Genomic DNA, 20,541 nt, shown 5'->3' with positions numbered 1-20,541 from the left:
TCGCCAACAAAAAGGCCAGCCCGGGGAGAGGCTGGCCTTTTTTATGAGTCGCGCAGCAGCTGCGTGGCTAGCGGCGGCGCAGGAAATGCACGCCGCGGCCGTCCGCCTCATGCTGCGCGACCAGCACATTGCCGGTCTGGCGCGAGAATGCCTGGAAGTCGCGGATGGCGTTGCGGTCGGTGGTGACGACGCGCAGCACCTGTCCGCTTTCCATCTGCGCGAGGGCTTTCTTGGCGCGCAGGATGGGCAAGGGGCAGGTCAGGCCGCTGGCATCCACTTCCTGGTCGAAGGACGGCGCTGGCGCGCCGGACGCGTTGTCCATGTCAGAGGCGCTCATCGACCCACTTCTGCACGCTGGCGATCGCGGCGGGCAAGGCCGCGATGTCGGTGCCGCCACCCATGGCCATGTCCGGACGGCCGCCGCCCTTGCCGCCCACCTGGCTGGCGACGAAGCCCACCAGGTCGCCGGCCTTGATGCGGTTGGTCAGGTCGGCCGTGACGCCGCCGACGACGCTGATCTTGCCATCGGCCGAGCCGGTGGCCAGCAGCACCACGGCGGGCTTGAGGCGGTCCTTCAGGTTGTCGACCATGCCGCGCAGGGCCTTGGGATCGACATCGCCGATGCTGGCGGCCAGCAGCTTGATGCCCTTGACCTCGACGGCCGCGGAGCTGGCCAGGTCGTTGCCGGCGCTGGCGGCGAGTTTGCTGCGCGATTGTTCCAGGTCTTTTTCAAGCTGCTTGACCTGGTCCTGCACCTGCGAGATGCGGGCGGGCAGGTCGGCGGGCGTGCTGCGCAGCATGCCGGCCACCTGGGCCAGCAAGGCGCTCTGGTTCTGTACCCAGGCCAGGGCGTTGTCGCCCGTGATGGCCTCGATACGGCGCACGCCGGCGGCCACGCCGCCTTCGGAGACGATCTTGAACAGGCCGATGTCGCCGGTGCGGCCGACGTGGGTGCCGCCGCACAGTTCGCGCGAGAAGCCGATGTCGAGCACGCGCACGGTGTCGCCGTACTTTTCGCCGAACAGCGCCATGGCGCCGCCCTTGACGGCGTCATCGTAGGCCATGACCTGGGCCACGGTGGGCTGGTTGGCGAGGATTTCGGCGTTGACGATGGCCTCGACGCGGGCGATCTGCTCGGCCGTCAGGGGCGCGTCCTGGGCGAAGTCGAAACGGGTCTTGTCGGGGTCGACCAGCGAGCCGCGCTGCTGCACGTGCGCGCCCAGCACCTGGCGCAGGGCCTTGTGCATCAGGTGGGTGGCGGAGTGGTTGCGCACGGTGCGGGCGCGGCGCACCGCGTCCACGCGCGCCAGCAGGGTGTCGCCGACCGCCAGCTTGCCCTCTTCCAGCGTGCCGTGATGGCCGAACACGCCGGACTGGATCTTGAGCGTATCGCCCACGGCGAAGCGCACGCCGGCGGCTTCGAGCAGGCCGGTGTCGCCGACCTGGCCGCCGGACTCGGCGTAGAACGGGGTGGCGTCCAGCACCACCACGGCGCTCTGGCCGGCCTGGACCTGTTGCACCTGGGTGCCGTCGACATACAGGGCCGTGACCTTGACGTTGTCGAGTTCGAGCTTTTCGTAGCCCTCGAAGCGCGTTTCCGCGCCTTCGTAGCTCAGGCCCTCGGCCATCTTGAACTTGCCGGCGGCGCGGGCCTGGTCGCGCTGGCGTTCCATGGCGACCTCGAAGCCGGCCATGTCGACGTCGACTTCACGTTCGCGGCAGATGTCGGCGGTCAGGTCCACGGGGAAGCCGTAGGTGTCGTACAGCGTGAACAGCGTGGTGCCGTCCAGCTGGCCGCCCTTGGGCACGTTGGCCAGCGCGCCGTCGAGGATGCGCATGCCGTGTTCCAGCGTTTCGCCGAAGCGTTCTTCTTCCTGCTTGAGCACCTGCGCCACGCGCTCGGCGGTGGCGGCCAGTTCGGGATAGGCTTCGCCCATCTCGGCGACCAGGTCGGGCACCAGGCGGTGGAAAAACGGCTTGGTCTGGCCCAGCTTGTAGCCATGGCGCAGCGCGCGGCGGACGATGCGGCGCAGCACGTAGCCGCGGCCTTCGTTGCTGGGAATGACGCCGTCGACGATCAAGAACGAGCAGGCGCGGATGTGGTCGGCAATGACCTTGAGGGAATTGTTTTCCAGGTCCTTGACGCCGGTTTCGCGCGCGGCGGCGGCGATCAGGTTCTGGAACAGGTCGATTTCGTAATTGGAGTGGACGTGCTGCAGCACGGCCGCGATGCGCTCCAGGCCCATGCCGGTATCGACACAGGGACGCGGCAGGCGCGGCATGTTGCCGGCGGCGTCGCGCTCGAACTGCATGAACACCAGGTTCCAGATCTCGATGTAGCGGTCGCCGTCTTCCTCGGGCGATCCCGGGGGGCCGCCCCAGATCTCGGGGCCGTGGTCGTAGAAGATTTCCGAGCACGGGCCGCAGGGGCCAGTGTCGGCCATCTGCCAGAAGTTGTCCGACGCGTAGCGCGCGCCCTTGTTGTCGCCGATGCGGATGATGCGCTCGGCCGGCACGCCGACTTCCTTGGCCCAGATGTCATAGGCCTCGTCGTCTTCCTGGTAGACGGTGACCCAGAGCTTCTCGGCCGGCAGCTTGTAGACCTGCGTCAGCAGTTCCCAGGCGTACTGGATGGCATCGCGCTTGAAGTAATCGCCGAAGCTGAAATTGCCCAGCATTTCGAAGAACGTATGGTGGCGGGCGGTGTAGCCCACGTTCTCCAGGTCGTTGTGCTTGCCGCCGGCGCGCACGCTGCGCTGCGACGACGTGGCACGCGTGTACGACCGCGATTCCTTGCCCGTGAAGACGTCCTTGAACTGGACCATGCCCGAATTGGTGAAAAGCAGGGTCGGATCGTTGCCTGGCACGAGCGACGACGAAGGAACGATGGTGTGTCCCTTGGACTTGAAGAATTGCAGGAACTGCTGGCGAATCTCGGAGGATTTCATCGTGGATGAAGCAGGATTTAGGCGAATCGTTGATTATAGAGGGTTGTCGGCGCCTTGCACCCTGGGGGACATCCCGGCCGGCGCATCGCCATCCGCCGCGCCTTGATCGAGCCCCCCTGCCGGGGCGCGCCGCGCCCGGGCAAGCAGCCTGCCGCCACGAAACCACAAGCTATCCCAGTTGCCGGCCAGTACCACGTAGGGATCGCGGCGCACGTAGGGAACGACCCGCTCGCCATCGGCGTCCACGCCGAAGATGGCGGGTATCGCCTGGCCCGGCGCGAACTGCAGCCAGGTCTCCCGGCCATCGTCGAACACCTGCATCGGCGCGACTGCGGGATCGCCGGACAACTGCCAATCGAATCGGAACCCCGGCGCGGCGACGCCGGATGCCCGCCAACCAGCCCCTGCCATCGGCGCCGCGCCGGGCGTCCATGCGCAACCGGCCAGGCTCGACAGCGCGCCGGCGAGAAAGAGGATTCGTACCATGTGCCCCACCATCCCAGGAACGGCGACCCGGGATCGGATCGCACCACGCCGGGCATGGTGAACCCCTGCGGGCCGGAAAGGCAGACCGGCATGTACGCATGGATCGAATCGCCCTCCTCCCGACGCGGCAAGGACGCGGGCAAGAAAAAAGCCCGGTTCGAAAACCGGGCTTGCGGGCGCTGCCGGACGGCGCGCGGGCGCCGGGCCGGCTGGCGCGGCCTCAGCGCTGCGTGGCGATGCTGCGCGCCTGGCTGGCGGCGTTGTTCAGGGCCGCCACCGGCGGCGTCTTGCCTTCCAGCGCATCGTTGAGCTGCTGGTTGAATACCGGCTCGATGCGATCGTAGTTGGCCATGCGGAAGCCGCGGCTATTGGCGACCGGGCGGTTGCTCATGGAAGCCACCACCGCCTGGGCGCCGGGAATGCTCTTGTAGAACGACACGTCGGAGGCGCGGAAGGCCGCCTCGGTCAGCGGCAGGTAGCCGGTGCGCTGGTGCCATTCGGCCGCGATGACGGGCTTGGACAGCCAGGCCAGGAATTGCGCCGTGGCCTTTTCCTCGTCCTTGGGACGGCCTTCCAGCGCCCACAGCGCCGAACCGCTCACGAACGGTTGGCCGCCGTTCTGGGTGACCTGGTCGTAGTAAGGCAGCGGGGCCACGCCGAACGCCAGCGACTTGGTGTTCAGGAACTGGCCGAACGAACCCGAGGTGCCGGTCAGCACGGCGCACTCGCCCTTGGCGAACAGCTTGTCGGCGCTGTTGTCGGCGGTGTGCGCCATGAACAGCAGCGAACGCTTCCAGCTGACCATCAGCGAAATGTGGCGCATGTAGAGCGTGTCGAACTGCATCGCCGGCGCCGCGCTCTTTTTGGTGACCGCGTCCAGCCCGTTGTTGTTGCTGGTGTATTGCTGGTTGTTCACCGGCGCCAGGTTTTCCAGGTGGACCGTGACCTGGTCGCTGGAGGCATAGGGACAGTCGAGGTCAGCCACGTCGCGCAGCTTGAGCAGCTCGCCCTGCAGGGCGGTCCAGGTGCGGGCGGGCTTGTTGGGATCGAGGCCGGCCTTCTTGTAGGCGGCGGTGTTGTAGAACATCACCGGCACTTCGGCCATCCAGGGGAACGCCAGCAGGCGGCCCTTGCCGTCGCGCACGAAGCTGCTGGTGGCAGGCACGAACCAGTTCAGGTCCTTGACCGGATACTTGGCCAGCAGGTCGTACATCGGCAGGATGGCCTTGTGCTCGGCCACCACTTCCGGCGAGTGGTTGTCGTTCAGCTGCACCAGGTTGGGGGCCTTCTTGGCCTTGACCGCGGCGGTGGCTTCCTGCTGCAGCTGCGCCTGCGAGGCGAAGGCGCGCAGGGTCACTTTGACCTGGTCCTGTTCCTTGTTGTACTGCTTGGCCAGTTTCTCGAACTCGGCCTTGTTGGCGTCCGGCAGCGTGTGCCAGACCTGGATTTCGACGGGTGCGGCGTGGACCGCGCCAGCGACCGCCATGGCGGCGCCAAAGACCCATGTGCGCCGGCTGGCGAACATCGCGCGGGCAATGCCCGCCAATTGCAATTTCTTCATAGGTTCATAGACCAAGAAAAGGGAATTCCGGTTCTGGACGACGTCCGCTCAGCAGGTCGGCCAGTGCCCGGCCCGAGCCGACGCCCATCGTCCAGCCGAGAGTACCGTGTCCGGTATTGATATACAAATTGGGAATGCGGCTGCGGCCGATGATGGGCACGTTCGAGGGAGTGGACGGGCGCAGGCCCGACCAATAACTGACGCGCTCGAAATCGAGCGCGTCGGGAAAGAGTTCGCGGGCGAGCCGCGTCATGGCTTCGCAGCGGCCGGTGTTCAGGCCGCGCGAATAGCCGGACAGCTCGGCGGTGCCGGCCATGCGCAGGCGGTCGCCCAGGCGCGAGAACACCACCTTGTGGCTGCTGTCGGTCAGGCTGACCGTGGGCGCGCCACCGGGGTTCAGGACCGGGAAGGTCGCCGAATAGCCCTTGGCCGGATAGACATTGCACGGAATGCCGAGCGGGCGCAGCAGCGACGGGCTGAAACTGCCCATGGCCACCACGTAGGCGTCGGCGGCCAGGGTGCCGTAGCGGCCATCGGGTTCGATCAGTTCGACGCCGCTGACCGCGCCGGCTTCGGTGATGAGCCGGGTGACGCGGGTGCTGTAGCGGAATTCGACGCCGGCGCGCGCGCAGCGCTCGGCCAGCGCGACGGTGAACAGGTGCACGTCGCCGCTCTCGTCCTCGGGCGTGTAGTCGCCGCCGACGATGGTGTTGCGATGCGGCGCCAGAGCCGGTTCGATGGCGATGACCTCGTCCGTCGACACGACGCGGCGCTCCACGCCGAAGTCGCGCATCAGGCCGGCGGCGCGCTGCGAGTTCTCGAACTCGTGTTGATCGCGGTAGAAATTCAGGATGCCGCGCTCGAGGTGGTCGTATTCGATGCCCAGCTCGGCGCGCATGCCGCGCAGCGTGGCGCGGCTGTATTCGGCCATGCGCACCATGGCGCGGATGTTCGGCGCCAGCCGACCCGGCAGGCATTCGCGCAGGAAGGCCAGGCCCCACATCCACTGGCGCAAGTCCAGCTGCGGACGGAACAACAGCGGCGCGTCGTCCTGGAACATCCATTTGAGCAGCTTCAGGGGCGCCTGCGGATTGGCCCAGGGCTCCGCATAGGAGACCGAGATCTGCGCGCCGTTGGCAAGGCTGGTCTCCTGGGCGGGTCCGGTGCAGCGGTCGATGACCACGACGTCGTGGCCGGCCTGGTTCAGCCACCAGGCGCTGGAGATTCCGATGATGCCGCTACCCAATACCGCTACTTTCATGCCCGCATTGCTCCCTGCGTACCCGCGGGCCCTGCGGACACGATGTCCGCCCCCCGCGGCAAGCCGCTGCCAAGATGACACCGCAGTTTACCCCGGCGCCCCGCCCTCGCCTACGCCCGCCGCCATCAAAAAAAGGGGAGGAATCCGCCGATGCCGGATCCCTCCCCTTCGCATTGCCCGCGGCCTGATCTCGATCAAGTCGCGGCTTTCGCCAGATCGGCCTCGGACGTGAAGGCGTCCGCATAGAATTCCTCGGGCGGCAGGCCACACTGGGCGCTGAACTCGCGCCGGGCGGAGTCCACCATCGGCGGCGCGCCGCAGGCGTAGACCTGGTGGCCCGACATGTCGGGGATGTCCTGCAGCACGGCCTCGTGGACGAAGCCGTCACGGCCGCTCCAGCCGTCTTCCTCGAGCGCGTTCGACACCACCGGCACGTAACGGAAGTCCGGCAGGTCACGGGCCCACGACTGCGCCAGCGCGTCCATGTACAGATCGCGCGGGCGACGACCGCCCCAGTACAGCGCGACCGGACGGCGGATGTTCTTGTGGATCATGTGCTCGACGATGGCCTTGACGGGCGCAAAGCCCGTGCCGCTGGCCAGCAGGATGATCGGCTTGTCGCTGTCTTCGCGCAGGAAGAACGAACCGAACGGCCCTTCCAGCCGCAGGATCTCGCGTTCCTTCATCTGCGTGTCGCCGGCGCCGAACACGTGGTCGGTGAACACCCCGCCCGGGAGGTGACGGATGTGCAGTTCCAGCGGGCTGCCGGTGTGCGGCGCGCCAGCCATGGAATAGCTGCGGCGGCGGCCGTCCTTGAGGATGATCTCGATGTACTGGCCGGCGTAGTAGCGGAATTGCTCCGAGGCGGGCAATTGCAGCTTGAGCACGGTCACGTCCGGCGCCGCCTTTTCCATCGTCTGCACGCGCGAGGGCAGCTTGCGGATCTGGATGTCGCTGGCCAGGCGCACTTCGGTGGACTCGACCACCATGTCGGAGGCGGGCCGGGCCTGACAGAACAGGGTGTAGCCGTCGGCCAGCTCCTCGGGCGAGAGGATCTGCGCGGGGTACTGGCCGGCGTCGAACTCCCCGGACACCACTTTGCCCTTGCAGGTGGAGCAGGCGCCGTTGCGGCAGCTGTAGGGCAGCACGATGCCCGCGGCCAGGGCGCCGTCGAGCACGGTCTGGCCGGGCTCGACCGGGAATTGATGCTTGCTGGGTTGGATGATGACCTGGAAGCTCATGATGAAACGTATCAGGGGGATCAGGGTTGACGGCGCCCATGGGACACACCCCACGGCACGCCGCCCGGCCCGGCCTCAGGCCGGGAACTTGCGGATTTCCTTGACGCGGTTGGCGTCGTCCACCAGCACGACCTGCGGCTTGTGGGTGGCGGATTGCTCTTCGGACATCGGCCCGTAGGTGCAGATGATCATCAGGTCGCCGACCTGCGCCCGGCGCGCGGCCGCGCCATTGAGCGAAATGATGCCGCTGCCGCGGGCCGCCTTGATGATGTAGGTGTCGAAGCGTTCGCCGTTGTTGATGTTGTAGAGTTCGATGCGTTCGAACTCGCGCATGCCGGCAGCGTCCAGCAGGTCTTCGTCGATGCCGCAAGACCCTTCGTAGTGCAGGTCGGCTTCGGTGACCGTGACGCGGTGCAGCTTTGCCCGCAGCATGATGCGTTGCATGATGGAAATATCCTGGTTTCGCGTGCCGGAACGCGAAGTGATGCGATGAATGTGAAACACCCGCGGATGGCGCGCACCTGCGGGCATGCAGCCGAACGGCACCCGGTTTTGCCGTCGGAAGCCGGTATTCTATAATTTTTGCCGCGACGGGACGGCCCGTTGCTGCGCTGGCCGCGACATGGCGGCATTTGCCATCGGCAACGACGGCATTGGCCATTGCCGCAAGCGCATCAATCCGGGGACGACCCCTCTCAAGTAGGAGTCGTCATGACCTGGATCATCCTTGTACTGGCCGGCCTGTTCGAAATCGTCTGGGCCGTCGGCCTCAAATATACCCATGGGTTCACGCGCCTGATGCCGTCGCTCGTCACCGTCGGCGGCATGCTCATCAGCTTCTGGCTGCTGGCGCTGGCCATGAAGACGCTGCCGCTGGGCACCGCCTACGCGGTGTGGGTCGGCATCGGCACCGTCGGCGCCTTCGTGGCCGGCATCATCCTGTTCGATGAATCCATCAGCTGGCTGCGCATCGCCAGCGTGGCGTTGATCGTCGTGGGCCTGATCGGCCTGAAGCTGTCGTCGGCCTGATCGACGGCCGGATACCGCCGCCCCGGCCGCGCGCCGGGGCGCGGCGGGCTAGAAATCCAGTTCGATGTCGACCGCGTCGCCCACCTTCAGGCGGGCGCCGGCCGGCGCATCGACGATGGCGTTCTGGCCAAACACCACCCCGATCTCCAGGTTGCGGTAGCCCGCCAGCGTGCGGCCCGGCTCGTCGTGCTGCACGGCGGTGCGCTGGTCGATGTCGGGAATCGAGCAGCGCGTGCACGGCTTGACGAACGCCATGCTGACCGCGCCCGTGGTGATCATGGCGGTATGGTCTTCCTCGAAGGCCTGCCACTCGCCCTGCACCACGATATTGGGCCGGAACCGATCCATCGGCACCGGCGCCACGCCCTTGGCCCGCAGGCGCGCGTTCAGGTCATCGAGCGATGCCTGGTTCGCCACCAGCAGGGGGAAGCCGTCGGCAAAGCCGAAGAAGTGATCTCCCCCGAACGTCTGCGCCAGGTCTGGATGGCTTTCGGCCCACTTGTCGACCCATTCCGGCTTGGCGGGCCGCGTCGCGCCGGCGTCGACCTTGTACAGGCGGCAATGCGTCTTGAGGAAATCCGAACACCACTGCGCCGCGACCTCGCTTTCGCGGCGCGCGTCGAGCGTGTCCTTCCAGACGCCCACGCTTTCGACGCCGGGTTGCAGCGCCGAGCCGTCCAGCGGCACGTCCAGGTCGGGCATGCCGGGCGCCGAAAGCCGCAGCGTGTCGGCCGTGAGCGCAGTGCGGATCAAGGCCATGGCCGCCCACTGGCGCTGCGTCATGAAATGGCCGTCCGCCCCCACCAGCATCCAGCGACGGTCGTGGGCCAACCCGGCGCGGTCCACGGGCGACTCGGACAGGTCGATACCGGCACAGGATTTGACGGGGTAGATATGCAGACTGAGGATGCGGGCGGACATGGTGCGGCTTCCGGCAGGGAAAGACGGCAGAGCATAGCGGAACGACGAAAAAAAGCCCAGGCCGAAAGGCCTGGGCTGCGGCGCATGCAAGCGGCGCGGGCGTTCTTTCCCTCACGGGAAAGCGCGCAGCGGGAACGGCATGGGTCGCCCCGCGCGCGGCCGGCCAGGCCACGCCCCGACCAGCGCCGGCAAGCATCCGCCGCGGACAACGTGCCGCGTTAGCTGCCGACCAGCTTCAACGTATCGAGCGGCGTGACCGCCTTGAACGCCTTGCGCGTGGCGATGTGCTCGGGTCGCGGGGTCAGGCCGTACTTGGGCGGCTCCAGCGTGTTTTCCATGCTGTTGTAGACCATGAACACGTTGGCGCGCGGCCACGGCGAAATGTTGCTGTTGGAGCCGTGCATGGTGTTGCAATCGAAGAACACCACCGACCCCGCCTTGGCCGTCATCGTGCGGATACCGCCCTGCTCGACCAGCAACTGCAGGCTGACAGGATCCGGCACGCCGTACTCCTGCTTTTTCAGCGACTGCTTGTAGTGGTCGTTGGGCGTTTCGCCGACGCACGAGATGAACTGCCGGTGCGAACCCGGCACCAGCATCAGCGGGCCGTTGCAATCATTGTTCTCGGTCAGCAGCACCGAGCAGCTGAGCGCGCGCATCGACGGCATGCCATCTTCCACGTGCCAGGTCTCGAAGTCGGAGTGCCAGTAGAACTCCTTGCCCTTGAAGCCGGGCTTCATGTTGGCGCGGGACTGGTGGATGTAGACCTCGGACCCCAGGATCTGGCGCGCCACATTGACCAGCCGCGGGTCGCGCACCAGGCGCGCCAGCACGGGGTTCAGGACGTGCACCATGAAAATGGAGCGCACGGCGTTGCTGCCGGGCTCGGTGATCGACTCCTCGCGGCGCACGATCGACGGGTCGCGCGTCATGCGCTCGACCTCGGCCGACAGCGCCCGCACTTCGGCTTCGGAGAACACGTCCTCCAGCAGCAGGAAACCATCGCGCTCGTAGCTGCCGATCTGCTCGCCGCTCAGGGCGTCGGCGTACTTGCCTTCTCCATAGACCACCGGATCCTGGCGGGAAATGATGGCGGAACTTCGATCCGTACGGGAGGCGTACGGATCCTGCGCAGGTGAGATCATGCGAACCTCCTTGTATCAGGCCGCTTGGGCTTCGGCTTCAGGCAGGGCGTAGACGCCCTCTTTGTCGTGCACTTCCTGGCCGGTCAGCGGCGGGTTGAAGACGCAGATGACGCGCAGCGGCTCCTTGCCGCCGCACAGCCAATGCTCGTCGTGCTCGTTCAGCGCGTAGACCACGCCCGGGCCGAGTTCATACTTCTTGCCGTCGGCAATCGTCTCGATGGAGCCGTCGCCCTCGATGCACCACACCGCCTCCAGGTGATTCTTGTAGTGGATGTGGGTGCGACCGCCCGGGAAGATGGTGGTCTCGTGGAAGGAAAAGCCCATGCCGTCCTTCTTGAGCAGCACGCGGCGGCTGACCCAGGTATCGGTGCGGACTTCGTCGGCGGTGCCGATCACATCTTTGACATTGCGTACGATCATTGACGTTTTCCTCCAAATTTCAGGATGCGGGCGGACTGCCCCTCTTCGGCCAGCGCGTCGGCCACGCTGGCCTCGATCACTTCCAGGCCCTTGGACAGCAATTCTTCCTCGATGGTCAGGGCCGGCAGCAGCTTGAGCACTTCGTCGTGCGCGCCCGAGGTCTCGATGACCACGCCGCGCTTGAAGGCGTTGGCGGCGATGCGGTTGGACAGCGCCGGGGTGGCGTTGCTCACCAGGCCCTGAATCAGGCCGCGGCCACGCACCGACAGGCCGGCGTTGGGATAGCTGTGCACCAGGTTTTCCAGCCAGTCGCGCACCAGGCGCTCCTTGCGCTGGATCTCGGCGGTGAACGCGGTGTTGGTCCAATAGGTTTCCAGCGCCTGGGTGGCGGTGACGAAGGCCAGGTTGTTGCCACGGAAAGTGCCGCTGTGGGCGCCGGGCTTCCAGACGTCCAGCTCGGGCTTCATCAGCACCAGCGACATCGGCAGGCCGAAGCCCGACAGCGACTTGGACAGCGTGATGATGTCCGGGCGGATGCCGGCGGCCTCGAAGCTGAAGAAGGTGCCGGTGCGGCCGCAGCCGACCTGGATGTCGTCCACGATCAGCAGCATGTCGTGGCGCTTGCAGAGTTTGTCCAGTTCCTTGAGCCAGCGCAGGGTGGCGACATTGACGCCGCCCTCGCCCTGCACCGTCTCGACGATGACGGCGGCGGGCTTGTCCATGCCGCTACTGGGATCTTCCAGCATGCGCTCCAGGTAGGCCATGGTGTCCACGTCCGGGCCGAAGTAGCCGTCATAGGGCATGAAAGTGGTGTTGGCCAGCGGGTAGCCGGAGGCGTCGCGGAACTTCATGTTGGCGGTGACCGCCAGCGAGCCGCCGCTGACGCCGTGAAAGCCGTGCGTGAAGGAGATCACATTGGGACGCCCCTTCACCTGGCGCGCGATCTTGAGCGCCGCCTCGACCGCATTGGTGCCGGTGGGGCCGGTGAACTGCAGGGTGTATTGCCAGTTGCGCGGCTTGAGCAGCACGCGATCGACCGCCTCGAGGAAGCTTTTCTTAGCGCTGGTGGCCATGTCCAGGCCATGCACCACGCCGTCCGCCTGCACGTACTCGAGCAGCTTTTCCTTGAAGATGGGATTGTTGTGACCGTAGTTCAACGTGCCTGCGCCGCTGAAGAAATCGATGTACTCGCCACCGTCCTCATCCACCAGCGTCGAACCCCTGGCCTGGCTGAAGATCACGGGAAACGACCGGATATAGCCTCGTACTTCCGACTCCATCCGGTCAAAGATTTTCAAGTCCATGTGATTAATCCTCCCTTTCATCTCATAAGTTGACAGACGGCCAGATCCCTTCCGCATGCGCGCCGGGCGCAGCCGGATGCGTCAAAGCCATCCCGGTTTTCGACAGGACCGCGTTGCCGCCTAGGGGGCGGGCAGGGTGAACGGGCCTATCCTCAACAACATCTCGTCGTCATGGTCCGCGCCGCCGAAAAGCTGCCGATCGAAGAACGGCTGCTCGGAGACGTGGGCGCCCAGCTCGCTGGCCAGGCCGGCGAAGGTGCGGCGCGAGGCCTGGTTGTCAGGCGCCACCGTGGTTTCAAGATGACGAACATGCACGAGCCCCTCGCGTTGCAAGAGCGCCCGGAGCATGGCGCGGCCTAACCGTTGGCCGCGTGCGCGGGTGTGCACGGCGACCTGCCAGACGAACAACACGTCGGGCCTGTCGGCAAGCACGTAAGCGGAGATAAATCCATCGATGCGTCCTCCGGCGCTTTCGGCCAGGACGCAGGTGCCGCGGTTGTGCTCGCACAGGAGCAGGTACGCGTATAGGGAATTGAGGTCGAGTGGCGGGCACTCGGAAATGAGCTGGTGGATCGCGGCGCCGTCCTTGCGGCGGGGCTCACGCAACAGATGCGTTTTGTTGCCCGCCGCCGGCGCCACGGCACTTGAGGTCGTAGGGTCGTTCAGTTCGTTTGCTCTCATACAACCAATCCTGATTCGGGAGGCGCGCCACCCGTGGGCACCTCGAGGATGGGCGACGAGACATCGCCCTGGGTTTCCGTCGCCACCCCGCTCTCTTCTTCCATGAGCGCGACGATGCGCTCGAGCGACAGGGTGATGGTGGCCTGCTCCAGCTCCGGCAACGCGTTGAGCGCGTCGGCCAGGTGCTTCTGCAGCGGCGACGGCGCCTGCTGCGCGACTTCGCGGCCGGCATCGGTGGCCGTCACGAAGACGATGCGGCGATCTTCGCGGCCGCGTTCGCGGCGGATCAGGCCCTTGTCTTCCAGGCGGTCGAGAATGCCGACGACCGTGCTGGGGCTGACGTGGATCTCGCGGCTGATCGCCGTGGCCGTCAGCGGCCCGTTCGCAATGACCGTGCGCAGGCACATCAGCTGCGGCGCGGTAATGTGGCTCACCGCGGACAGCTGGCGCGAATGCAACGCAATGGATCGCGTGATCCGGCGCAGCGCCCGCAGGATGCGCAGGTCGTATTGCTGCGCGGCGTCGGTTACGGTCTGTTTATTCATGACTGAATTAGTTCAGCTAAATTGATTTCTATACGAATGATATGGGTGACCCATCCCCGTGTCAAACCGGATTGACCCTCATTTTGTAATCATTTCCGCGCAATCCGCCGTCAAGTCGCCGGGGGCGTTCCAGGGAAACGCCGGCGTTACGATTTGCCAGAGTTGTTCTACATTCCGCAAATAAAACATCTGTTTTTCTTTTTGCCAAGACGGATGTAGCATTTGTTTTATCTCTCCTTCCCTGCTGCCATGATCGCGCCTCTGCAAGACCATCTGCGCCACCTCAGCGCCACGCTGCCCGCCGAGCTGCAGCGCGCCGCCCAATGGGTGCTGGCCAACCCCGCCGAAGTGGGGCTTTGGTCGATGCGGCGGCAGGCGCAGGCGGTGGGCGTATCGCCCGCCACCATGCTGCGGCTGGCGCGCGCCGCGGGCCACGACAGCTATGAGGCCTTCCGCGCCCCGTTCCAGCGCGCGCTGGCCGGCGCCGCCGAGGATGGTCTGCGCGAGCGCGCGGCGCGCCTGCAAGTCTCGCACGCCCGGCGGTCCGGCGGCCCCGGGCAGGACGCGCTGACGCAATGGCAGACAGCGGCCCTGGCCTCGATCCGGCAGGTCAACGACGCCGCCGCTTTGGACGCCGCCGTCGACACCATGCTGCGGGCCCGCCAGGTCGGCTTCCTGGGCACGCGCTCCGCTTTCGGCATCGCCTTCCAGATGCGCTATGCCTACCACCTGCTGCGCCGCAACGGCATCCTGATCGATGGCCTGGGCGGCGCGTCGGCCGAAGATGCCGACAGCCTGCAGGCGGGCGATGCGCTGGTAGTGGTGTCGCAAGCCCCCTACCCCAGCGCCACCGTGCGCCTGACGGCCCAGATCGCCGCCCGCGGTGTCACCGTGCTGGCGCTGACCGACAGCCCCACCAGCCCAGTGGCCCGGGCCGCTCGCCATGTATTGCATTTTGCCCGCCCCGCCGAGGCCGGCGCGGACGCATCGGCGCCGCGCGGCCCCGCCTCGTTCTTCCACAGCACCGCGGGCCTGCTGGGCCTGGCCGAGCACCTGATCGCGCGGCTCGCGGCCCGTGGCGGCGACGAGGTGCTGCAACGACTGACCGAGATCGAAACACGATTGCGGGACGAAGGCGCCTATTGGCAGGAGCCGGCGCCGCGGGGCGGCCGCGACCGCGCTCCGGTCCCTGATTGAACGCGCCCGCGCCCCGCGCTCACGCCAGCCCCGACATTTCACGCCCCTTGCCAACGTTCCCGTCCCGGAGTCCCTCGCCATGACCAGCACCCGAGTCCTTCATCGTTCCCTGCGCAGCACGCCCCCGGTCGCGGTCCGCGGCCAGGGCGTGTGGCTCTATGACCAGCAGGGCCGCGCCTACCTGGATGGCTCCGGCGGCGCGGCGGTCTCGTGCCTGGGCCACAACCATCCCGACGTGCAGGCCGCGATGCATGCGCAGATCGACGCGCTGGCCTACGCCCACACCAGCTTCTTCACCACCGAGGTGGCCGAAAGGCTGGCGGCGACACTGGTCGCGGACGCGCCCGCCGGCACCTCGCACGCCTACTTCGTCTCTGGCGGCTCGGAAGCCATCGAGGCCGCGCTGAAGATGGCGCGCCAGTACTACGTCGAGATCGGCCAGCCGCAGCGCCGCCATATCGTCGCGCGGCGCCAGAGCTATCACGGCAACACGCTGGGCGCGCTGGCGGTTGGCGGCAACGCCTGGCGCCGGGCGCAGTTCGCGCCATTGCTGATCGACGTGGCCCACGTTGCGCCCTGCTACGCCTATCGCGACCGCCACGACGGCGAAACCGACGATCAGTACGCCGAACGCCTGGCGCAGGAATTGGAGCAGACCTTTCAGCGCCTCGGCCCCGACAGCGTGATGGCCTTCGTCGCCGAGCCGGTGGTGGGCGCGACCTCGGGCGCGGTGACCGCGGTGTCGGGCTACTTCCGCCGCATCCGCGAAGTCTGCGATCGCCATGGCGTGCTGTTGATCGCCGACGAGGTGATGTGCGGCATGGGTCGCACCGGCACGCTCTACGCGGTCGAGCAGGAAGGCATCACGCCCGACCTGATCACCATCGCCAAGGGCCTGGGCGGCGGCTACCAGCCGATCGGCGCGGTCATGGCGCAAGAGCGCATCGTGCAGGCGATGCAGCAAGGCAGCGGCTTCTTCCAGCACGGTCACACCTACCTGGGCCACGCCACCGCGTGCGCGGCCTCGTTGGCGGTACAGGAGGTGATCAAACGCGACCATCTGCTGGCGCGCGTGCGCACCCAGGGCGACGGCTTGCGCCAGCGCTTGCAGCAAGCCCTGGGCGAGCACCCGCACGTCGGCGACATCCGCGGCCGCGGCCTGTTCATGGGCGTGGAGCTGGTGCGCGACCGCGCCAGCAAGGCGACCTTCGATCCGGCGCTGTCGCTGCATGCGCGCATCAAGCGCGAAGCCATGGCGCGCGGCCTGATGGTCTATCCGATGGGCGGCACCATCGACGGCCGCCACGGCGACCACGTGCTGCTGGCCCCGCCCTTCATCATCTCCGACGACGAACTGGACCAACTGACCGAGCGCCTGGCCGGCGCCATCGACGCCGCCATCGCTGGCGGCGGCGCCTGACGCCGCGCTAGCTTCCCTGTTCCGCCGCCACGCGGCGCCAGGCGGGCCAGGCGCCGATGGTCAACGCGCGCAGCAGCCACTCGACCGGGCCGTAGGCATGGCGGCGCAGCCACCATGCCGACAGCGGCAACTGCGCCACGAAGATGGCCACCGCTATCAGCACTCCCGCCCCGGGCGAAACACTGCCCGACAGCCGCAGCCCCCACGCCTTGAAGATCAAGGCGCAAAGCAACGATTGCATCAGGTAATTGGTCAGCGCCATGCGGCCCGCCGGCGCCAGGCAGCGCGCCAGCCAGGCTCCCGGCCGCGTGCGCATCGCCAGCAGGAAGGCGGCGGCGTATGACATGCTCAGCAACGGCGCGGTGAACAGATCCATCGCCAGGCCCGGCGTCTCCCACAGGGCGCTCATCGCAGGCAGCGCGCTGGTCGCATAGGCGGCGGATCCCGCCAGTCCGGGCAAGGCCCCCAGCGCGCACAGCAGCCACAGCACGCGCGGCTGGCGCCATGGATCGGCCAGCGCCTGCCGGCGCCCCAGGGCATATCCGACCAGGAACATCGCGAAAACGAAGGGGCCCTGCACCAGCAGGATGACACCCCAGATACTGGAGGTCAGTTCGTACCAGTGCCGCGCGATAGTGGTGCCGATGGTGCCGCGGTAGGCCGCCAGCGCCGCCTGCGCGTCGGCCACGTAGGCGGCGGCGCCAGAACGGCTCAGGGCTTCGGTGCCGGCGGGGTCCAGCAGGCTAAGGCCGGCCAATAGCGCCCAGGCCAGCGACACCAGCCCGATCAGCCACAACGCCAAGCGCAAGGCGCGGCCCGGCGCCATGCCGCGAACGGCCATCAGGGCGAGCCCCAGCAGCGCGTAGGTCAACAGGATGTCGCCCTGGTAGAACAGCACGGCGTGCGCCAGGCCCAACGCCGCCAGCCCTGCCAGGCGGCGCAGGAAGCGCGGCGCGAAGGCCGCGCCGCCGCGCTCGGCGGCGGCCATCTGCAAGGTGAAGCTATAGCCGAACAGGAACGAGAACAGCAGGTAGAACTTGGTTTCGAACAGCCACGCCACCAGCCACCGCACGGCCAGGTCCGCCCGGCTCGAAAACGCCGGATCGGCGATGCCGTTGGCATAGAACGGCGAGGCGAATACGCCGATGTTGACGACCAGGATGCCAAGCAAGGCGAAGCCGCGCAAAGCATCGACCTGCGCCAGCCGCGGCGGCGCCATCGCGACGCCGCCGGTGGCGCCATTGGCGATGCTGCCGTGGACGGCGCTCATGGCCGTTCTCCCGCCGCGCCCGGCGCCGGCGGCAGGCACCCCTGCAACGCCGCGTCAAGCAAGCGGCCGCCCGCCGCCGCGTCGAATTGCGGATCGACCACGGACCGGCTGTAGATCCCATCCAACAGCAGCAACAGCATGTCGGTCATTTCCGCCACCGGCCGCGGCATGGCGGTTTGCGGCAGGTTGCGCCACACGGCCGCCAGCAGCGCCGAAAGCGACGCCTTGCGTTCGTCCTCGTTGGCCATGACCAGCGCGTGCACCCGAGGATTGCGCACCGCCTCCGCCAGGATCTCCATGCCCAGACGGGCAAAGCCCGGATCACGGTACTGCGCCAGGTTCTCGTCGATCCAGCCGATCAAGGCGGCACGCGCGTCGGCCGCCGGAGGATCCGCCTGCCGGCGTTCGCGCAATGTGTCGGTATCCGAGGCGATCAGCGCCTCGATGATCTCGGCCTTGCTGGCGTAGTAGTGGAACAGGTTGCCGGGACTCATCCCGGCGCGTGCGCAGATCTGCGCGGTCGAGGTGGCGTGGAAACCATTTTCCGCGAAGCACTCGGCGGCCGCGGCCAGTATCTGGCGGCGCCGCTCCAGTTGCCGGGCGGGATCGATCTTGCGCATGCGGCTGACGGAGAATTATTTAATAGACTGATTGATCTATCTATTAAATATCACGCCACGGGCGACGGTCAAGCCAAGGGATGAAAAAACGGCGGACCCGAGGGTCCGCCGTTGATGGCCGCGCCCGCCGGCAGGTCAGCCCAGCACCGGCGACAGCAGCGGCTGCTTGGGCCGCACATCCAGCGCCCGTCCCTTGCGGGCGCGCTTGCCGACGTACTCGGCCAGCGCCGCGCCCGCCAGGATGTCCTCGGTGTGCTTGTTGCGGTAGATGCCCGCCGCGCGCAGGCCGAGCGCGCCGATCGGCACGGTCTGGTCCAGCTTGTCGGCGCCGTCCAGCCCCATCAGGATGGTGCCACGCCCGCCGCCGGACAGCGACTTGACTTCGTCCAGCCCGAACACCAGGAACTTGCCCTTCTGCGACAGCAGCGCCAGTTGCGTGGCGCCCTCGAACAGCGGCACCGGACGCAGCAGTTCGTCGCCCGCCTCCAGCGTGATGAACTGCTTGCCCGCGCGCTGGCGGCTGGTCATGTCCGACAGCTTGGCGGCAAAGCCATAGCCGCCGCGTGTGGCCAGCAGCCAGCGGCTGTCGGCCGCCGCCGCGATGGTGTGGACGATGCGGGTGCCGCTTTCCAGGTCGATCATGGTGGTGACCGGCTGGCCGTCGCCGCGCGCCGAAGGCAGCCCGGCCACCGGCACCGAGTAGACACGGCCGTTGTCGCCCATGGCGATCAGCGTGTCGGTGGTGCGGCATTCAAAGGCGCCATAGAGATCGTCGCCCTGCTTGAAGCCGAACTGCGAGGCATCGTGGCCGTGGCCCTGGCGGGCGCGCAGCCAGCCCTTCTGCGACACGATCACGGTGACCGGTTCGTCCAGCACCTTGGTTTCGAGCACGGCGCGCTCGGCGGTCTCGATCAGGGTGCGGCGGTCGTCGCCATATTGCTTGGCGTCGGCCTCGATTTCCTTGATGAGCAAGCGCTTGAGGGTGTTGGGATTGTCCAGCAGTTCCTGCAGCGCGACCTGCTCCTTGCGCTTGTCCTCGAGCTCCTGCTCGATCTTGAAGCCTTCCAGGCGCGCCAGCTGGCGCAGGCGCATTTCCAGGATGTCCTCGGCCTGCCGGTCGGACAGGTTGAAGCGCTCCATCAATGCCGCCCGCGGCTCGTCCGATTCGCGGATGGTCTGGATCACTTCGTCCACGTTCAGGTAGACCACCATGCGGCCTTCCAGCACGTGGATGCGGTCGATGACCTTGTCCAGACGGAAGCGGGTGCGGCGCAGCACGGTATTGGTGCGGAACGCCAGCCATTCGGTCAGGATGTCGCGCAGGCCCTTCTGGCGCGGACGGCCGTCGGTGCCAATGCAGACCAGGTTGACCGAGGCGCTGCTTTCCATGCTGGTCTGCGCCAGCAGGGTGTTGACGAACTCGTCGCGGTCGACGCGCGAGGTCTTGGGTTCGAACACCAGGCGCACGGCGGCGTCCTTGCCGGATTCGTCGCGCACCGCGTCCAGCAGGTTCAGCATCACGGCCTTGGCCTGCGTCTGCTCGGGCGTCAGGCTCTTCTTGCCGCTCTTGACCTTGGGGTTGGTGATTTCCTCGATTTCTTCGAGCACCTTCTGGCACGAGGTGCCGGGCGGCAGCTCGGTGACCACCAGCTGCCACTGGCCGCGCGCCATTTCCTCGAACTGCCAGCGCGCCCGCACCTTGAGCGAGCCGCGCCCGCCGGCGTAGATCTGCGCGATGTCGGCGGCCGGCGTGATGATCTGGCCGCCGCCAGCGAAGTCCGGGCCGGGGATCATGCCGAACAGCTCGGCGTCCGGCAGTTGCGGCTGCTTGATCAGCGCCACGCAGGCCTGCGCCACTTCGCGCAGGTTGTGCGGCGGGATTTCGGTGGCCATGCCGACCGCGATGCCGGAAGCGCCGTTCAGCAACATCACCGGCAGGCGCGCCGGCAGCATCTGCGGCTCTTGCTGGCTGCCGTCGTAGTTGGGCACGAAATCGACCGTGCCCTCGTCCAGTTCGTCCAGCAGCAGCTTGGCGATCGGCGTCAGGCGCGCTTCCGTGTAGCGCATCGCCGCGGCGTTGTCGCCGTCGCGCGAACCGAAGTTGCCCTGGCCGTCGATCAGCGGATAGCGCAGGGAGAAGTCCTGCGCCATGCGCACCATGGCGTCATAGGCCGCCTGGTCGCCGTGCGGGTGGTATTTGCCCAGCACGTCGCCGACGACGCGCGCGGACTTGACCGGCTTGGCGCCGGCCGCAAGGCCCATGGCCTGCATGGCGAACAGGATACGGCGCTGCACGGGCTTCTGCCCGTCGCCGACGTCGGGCAGGGCCCGGCCCCGCACCACGGACACTGCATAGTCCAGATAGGCCTGTTCGGCATAGCGCGCCAGGGTGATGGCGGCGTCGCCGCCCTCGTCGGGCGCGGCGTCGAACAAACCTTGTTGATTGCTGTCGGTCATGATGGTTTCAGGTAGACAAATTCATTGAAACGGCG

19 protein-coding genes are annotated in these 20,541 nt (G+C 67.2%); 3 read left to right on the top strand and 16 right to left on the bottom strand.

Going from position 1 to position 20,541, the window contains the following annotated elements; all coding sequences use genetic code 11:
- Positions 1–67: 67 nt before the first annotated feature.
- The 7 genes from AC6CR5_RS00295 to panD all read right to left on the bottom strand — a co-directional run bounded on the left by AC6CR5_RS00295 (position 68) and on the right by panD (position 7,941).
- Positions 68–337 (bottom strand): sulfurtransferase TusA family protein, encoded by a 270-nt coding sequence (locus AC6CR5_RS00295; protein WP_026383462.1) that lies wholly within the window; start codon positions 335–337, stop codon positions 68–70.
- A complete protein-coding gene (gene alaS / locus AC6CR5_RS00290) occupies positions 324–2,948 on the bottom strand; it encodes an alanine--tRNA ligase (RefSeq protein ID WP_054514808.1) in 2,625 nt (874 codons plus the stop codon). The genes AC6CR5_RS00295 and alaS overlap by 14 nt, the downstream gene beginning before the upstream one ends.
- Positions 2,949–2,981: 33 nt before the next feature.
- Entirely contained in the window at positions 2,982–3,434 is a 453-nt protein-coding gene (locus AC6CR5_RS00285) for a TrbG/VirB9 family P-type conjugative transfer protein (RefSeq protein ID WP_006387837.1), read from the bottom strand.
- A gap of 220 nt (positions 3,435–3,654) precedes the next feature.
- Positions 3,655–4,995: an extracellular solute-binding protein gene (locus AC6CR5_RS00280; RefSeq protein WP_047993425.1), complete on the bottom strand. Its 1,341-nt coding sequence runs from the start codon at positions 4,993–4,995 to the stop codon at positions 3,655–3,657.
- Between the two features lie 4 nt (positions 4,996–4,999).
- Positions 5,000–6,256, bottom strand: coding sequence for a D-amino acid dehydrogenase (locus tag AC6CR5_RS00275; protein WP_047993426.1), 1,257 nt, complete (start codon positions 6,254–6,256; stop codon positions 5,000–5,002).
- Positions 6,257–6,450: 194 nt separating this feature from the next.
- Complete coding sequence (locus AC6CR5_RS00270) at positions 6,451–7,497, bottom strand: CDP-6-deoxy-delta-3,4-glucoseen reductase (RefSeq protein WP_498085146.1); 1,047 nt, start codon at positions 7,495–7,497, stop codon at positions 6,451–6,453.
- A gap of 75 nt (positions 7,498–7,572) precedes the next feature.
- Positions 7,573–7,941, bottom strand: a complete 369-nt coding sequence (gene panD, locus AC6CR5_RS00265; RefSeq protein WP_006393954.1) for an aspartate 1-decarboxylase — start codon at positions 7,939–7,941, stop codon at positions 7,573–7,575.
- Positions 7,942–8,208: 267 nt separating this feature from the next.
- Here panD and sugE point away from each other — a divergent pair, with 267 nt between their 5' ends.
- Entirely contained in the window at positions 8,209–8,526 is a 318-nt protein-coding gene (gene sugE / locus AC6CR5_RS00260; RefSeq protein ID WP_006387832.1) for a quaternary ammonium compound efflux SMR transporter SugE, read from the top strand.
- Positions 8,527–8,574: 48 nt separating this feature from the next.
- Here the strand turns inward: sugE and AC6CR5_RS00255 are convergent, their stop codons facing one another.
- From AC6CR5_RS00255 to AC6CR5_RS00230, 6 genes are all read right to left on the bottom strand, one after another.
- A complete protein-coding gene (locus AC6CR5_RS00255; RefSeq protein WP_498085145.1) occupies positions 8,575–9,447 on the bottom strand; it encodes an MOSC domain-containing protein in 873 nt (290 codons plus the stop codon).
- A gap of 218 nt (positions 9,448–9,665) precedes the next feature.
- Positions 9,666–10,592 (bottom strand): ectoine hydroxylase, encoded by a 927-nt coding sequence (thpD, locus tag AC6CR5_RS00250; RefSeq protein ID WP_020926915.1) that lies wholly within the window; start codon positions 10,590–10,592, stop codon positions 9,666–9,668.
- Between the two features lie 15 nt (positions 10,593–10,607).
- Positions 10,608–11,012: an ectoine synthase gene (locus AC6CR5_RS00245; RefSeq protein WP_006387829.1), complete on the bottom strand. Its 405-nt coding sequence runs from the start codon at positions 11,010–11,012 to the stop codon at positions 10,608–10,610.
- Positions 11,009–12,316: a diaminobutyrate--2-oxoglutarate transaminase gene (gene ectB, locus AC6CR5_RS00240; protein ID WP_054503936.1), complete on the bottom strand. Its 1,308-nt coding sequence runs from the start codon at positions 12,314–12,316 to the stop codon at positions 11,009–11,011. The genes AC6CR5_RS00245 and ectB overlap by 4 nt, the downstream gene beginning before the upstream one ends.
- A 120-nt stretch (positions 12,317–12,436) precedes the next feature.
- Complete coding sequence (gene ectA, locus AC6CR5_RS00235; RefSeq protein ID WP_045953051.1) at positions 12,437–12,997, bottom strand: diaminobutyrate acetyltransferase; 561 nt, start codon at positions 12,995–12,997, stop codon at positions 12,437–12,439.
- A complete protein-coding gene (locus AC6CR5_RS00230) occupies positions 12,994–13,542 on the bottom strand; it encodes a MarR family winged helix-turn-helix transcriptional regulator (RefSeq protein ID WP_241059934.1) in 549 nt (182 codons plus the stop codon). The genes ectA and AC6CR5_RS00230 overlap by 4 nt, the downstream gene beginning before the upstream one ends.
- A 249-nt stretch (positions 13,543–13,791) precedes the next feature.
- Here AC6CR5_RS00230 and AC6CR5_RS00225 point away from each other — a divergent pair, with 249 nt between their 5' ends.
- Positions 13,792–14,739, top strand: a complete 948-nt coding sequence (locus AC6CR5_RS00225; RefSeq protein ID WP_498085144.1) for a MurR/RpiR family transcriptional regulator — start codon at positions 13,792–13,794, stop codon at positions 14,737–14,739.
- 79 nt (positions 14,740–14,818) lie between these two features.
- Positions 14,819–16,159 carry an aspartate aminotransferase family protein gene (locus AC6CR5_RS00220; protein WP_498085143.1) on the top strand — a complete coding sequence of 447 codons (1,341 nt, stop codon included), beginning with the start codon at positions 14,819–14,821 and terminating at the stop codon, positions 16,157–16,159.
- Positions 16,160–16,166: 7 nt separating this feature from the next.
- Here the strand turns inward: AC6CR5_RS00220 and AC6CR5_RS00215 are convergent, their stop codons facing one another.
- From AC6CR5_RS00215 to parC, 3 genes are all read right to left on the bottom strand, one after another.
- On the bottom strand, positions 16,167–17,429 hold the full coding sequence (locus AC6CR5_RS00215; RefSeq protein ID WP_498085142.1) for a DUF418 domain-containing protein: 1,263 nt from the start codon (positions 17,427–17,429) through the stop codon (positions 16,167–16,169).
- A complete protein-coding gene (locus tag AC6CR5_RS00210) occupies positions 17,426–18,049 on the bottom strand; it encodes a TetR/AcrR family transcriptional regulator (RefSeq protein ID WP_238920865.1) in 624 nt (207 codons plus the stop codon). The genes AC6CR5_RS00215 and AC6CR5_RS00210 overlap by 4 nt, the downstream gene beginning before the upstream one ends.
- Before the next feature lie 135 nt (positions 18,050–18,184).
- The gene (gene parC / locus AC6CR5_RS00205) at positions 18,185–20,506 is read right to left on the bottom strand and encodes a DNA topoisomerase IV subunit A (protein ID WP_498085141.1); all 2,322 of its coding nucleotides are present in this window, start codon (positions 20,504–20,506) and stop codon (positions 18,185–18,187) included.
- Between the last annotated feature and the right edge of the window lie 35 nt (positions 20,507–20,541).

Source organism: Achromobacter sp. EG18 (assembly GCF_059759395.1).
Note: the sequence above shows the minus strand (reverse complement) of the source record. Positions and strands in the feature narration are given on the sequence as shown.

What these genes read in the sequence shown, in the direction of transcription:
- AC6CR5_RS00295 (WP_026383462.1), bottom strand. Translation starts at nt 337, where the DNA reads ATGAGCGCCTCTGACATGGACAACGCGTCCGGCGCGCCAGCGCCGTCC.
- alaS (WP_054514808.1), bottom strand. Translation starts at nt 2,948, where the DNA reads ATGAAATCCTCCGAGATTCGCCAGCAGTTCCTGCAATTCTTCAAGTCC.
- AC6CR5_RS00285 (WP_006387837.1), bottom strand. Translation starts at nt 3,434, where the DNA reads ATGGTACGAATCCTCTTTCTCGCCGGCGCGCTGTCGAGCCTGGCCGGT.
- AC6CR5_RS00280 (WP_047993425.1), bottom strand. Translation starts at nt 4,995, where the DNA reads ATGAAGAAATTGCAATTGGCGGGCATTGCCCGCGCGATGTTCGCCAGC.
- AC6CR5_RS00275 (WP_047993426.1), bottom strand. Translation starts at nt 6,256, where the DNA reads ATGAAAGTAGCGGTATTGGGTAGCGGCATCATCGGAATCTCCAGCGCC.
- AC6CR5_RS00270 (WP_498085146.1), bottom strand. Translation starts at nt 7,497, where the DNA reads ATGAGCTTCCAGGTCATCATCCAACCCAGCAAGCATCAATTCCCGGTC.
- panD (WP_006393954.1), bottom strand. Translation starts at nt 7,941, where the DNA reads ATGCAACGCATCATGCTGCGGGCAAAGCTGCACCGCGTCACGGTCACC.
- sugE (WP_006387832.1), top strand. Translation starts at nt 8,209, where the DNA reads ATGACCTGGATCATCCTTGTACTGGCCGGCCTGTTCGAAATCGTCTGG.
- AC6CR5_RS00255 (WP_498085145.1), bottom strand. Translation starts at nt 9,447, where the DNA reads ATGTCCGCCCGCATCCTCAGTCTGCATATCTACCCCGTCAAATCCTGT.
- thpD (WP_020926915.1), bottom strand. Translation starts at nt 10,592, where the DNA reads ATGATCTCACCTGCGCAGGATCCGTACGCCTCCCGTACGGATCGAAGT.
- AC6CR5_RS00245 (WP_006387829.1), bottom strand. Translation starts at nt 11,012, where the DNA reads ATGATCGTACGCAATGTCAAAGATGTGATCGGCACCGCCGACGAAGTC.
- ectB (WP_054503936.1), bottom strand. Translation starts at nt 12,316, where the DNA reads ATGGACTTGAAAATCTTTGACCGGATGGAGTCGGAAGTACGAGGCTAT.
- ectA (WP_045953051.1), bottom strand. Translation starts at nt 12,997, where the DNA reads ATGAGAGCAAACGAACTGAACGACCCTACGACCTCAAGTGCCGTGGCG.
- AC6CR5_RS00230 (WP_241059934.1), bottom strand. Translation starts at nt 13,542, where the DNA reads ATGAATAAACAGACCGTAACCGACGCCGCGCAGCAATACGACCTGCGC.
- AC6CR5_RS00225 (WP_498085144.1), top strand. Translation starts at nt 13,792, where the DNA reads ATGATCGCGCCTCTGCAAGACCATCTGCGCCACCTCAGCGCCACGCTG.
- AC6CR5_RS00220 (WP_498085143.1), top strand. Translation starts at nt 14,819, where the DNA reads ATGACCAGCACCCGAGTCCTTCATCGTTCCCTGCGCAGCACGCCCCCG.
- AC6CR5_RS00215 (WP_498085142.1), bottom strand. Translation starts at nt 17,429, where the DNA reads ATGAGCGCCGTCCACGGCAGCATCGCCAATGGCGCCACCGGCGGCGTC.
- AC6CR5_RS00210 (WP_238920865.1), bottom strand. Translation starts at nt 18,049, where the DNA reads ATGCGCAAGATCGATCCCGCCCGGCAACTGGAGCGGCGCCGCCAGATA.
- parC (WP_498085141.1), bottom strand. Translation starts at nt 20,506, where the DNA reads ATGACCGACAGCAATCAACAAGGTTTGTTCGACGCCGCGCCCGACGAG.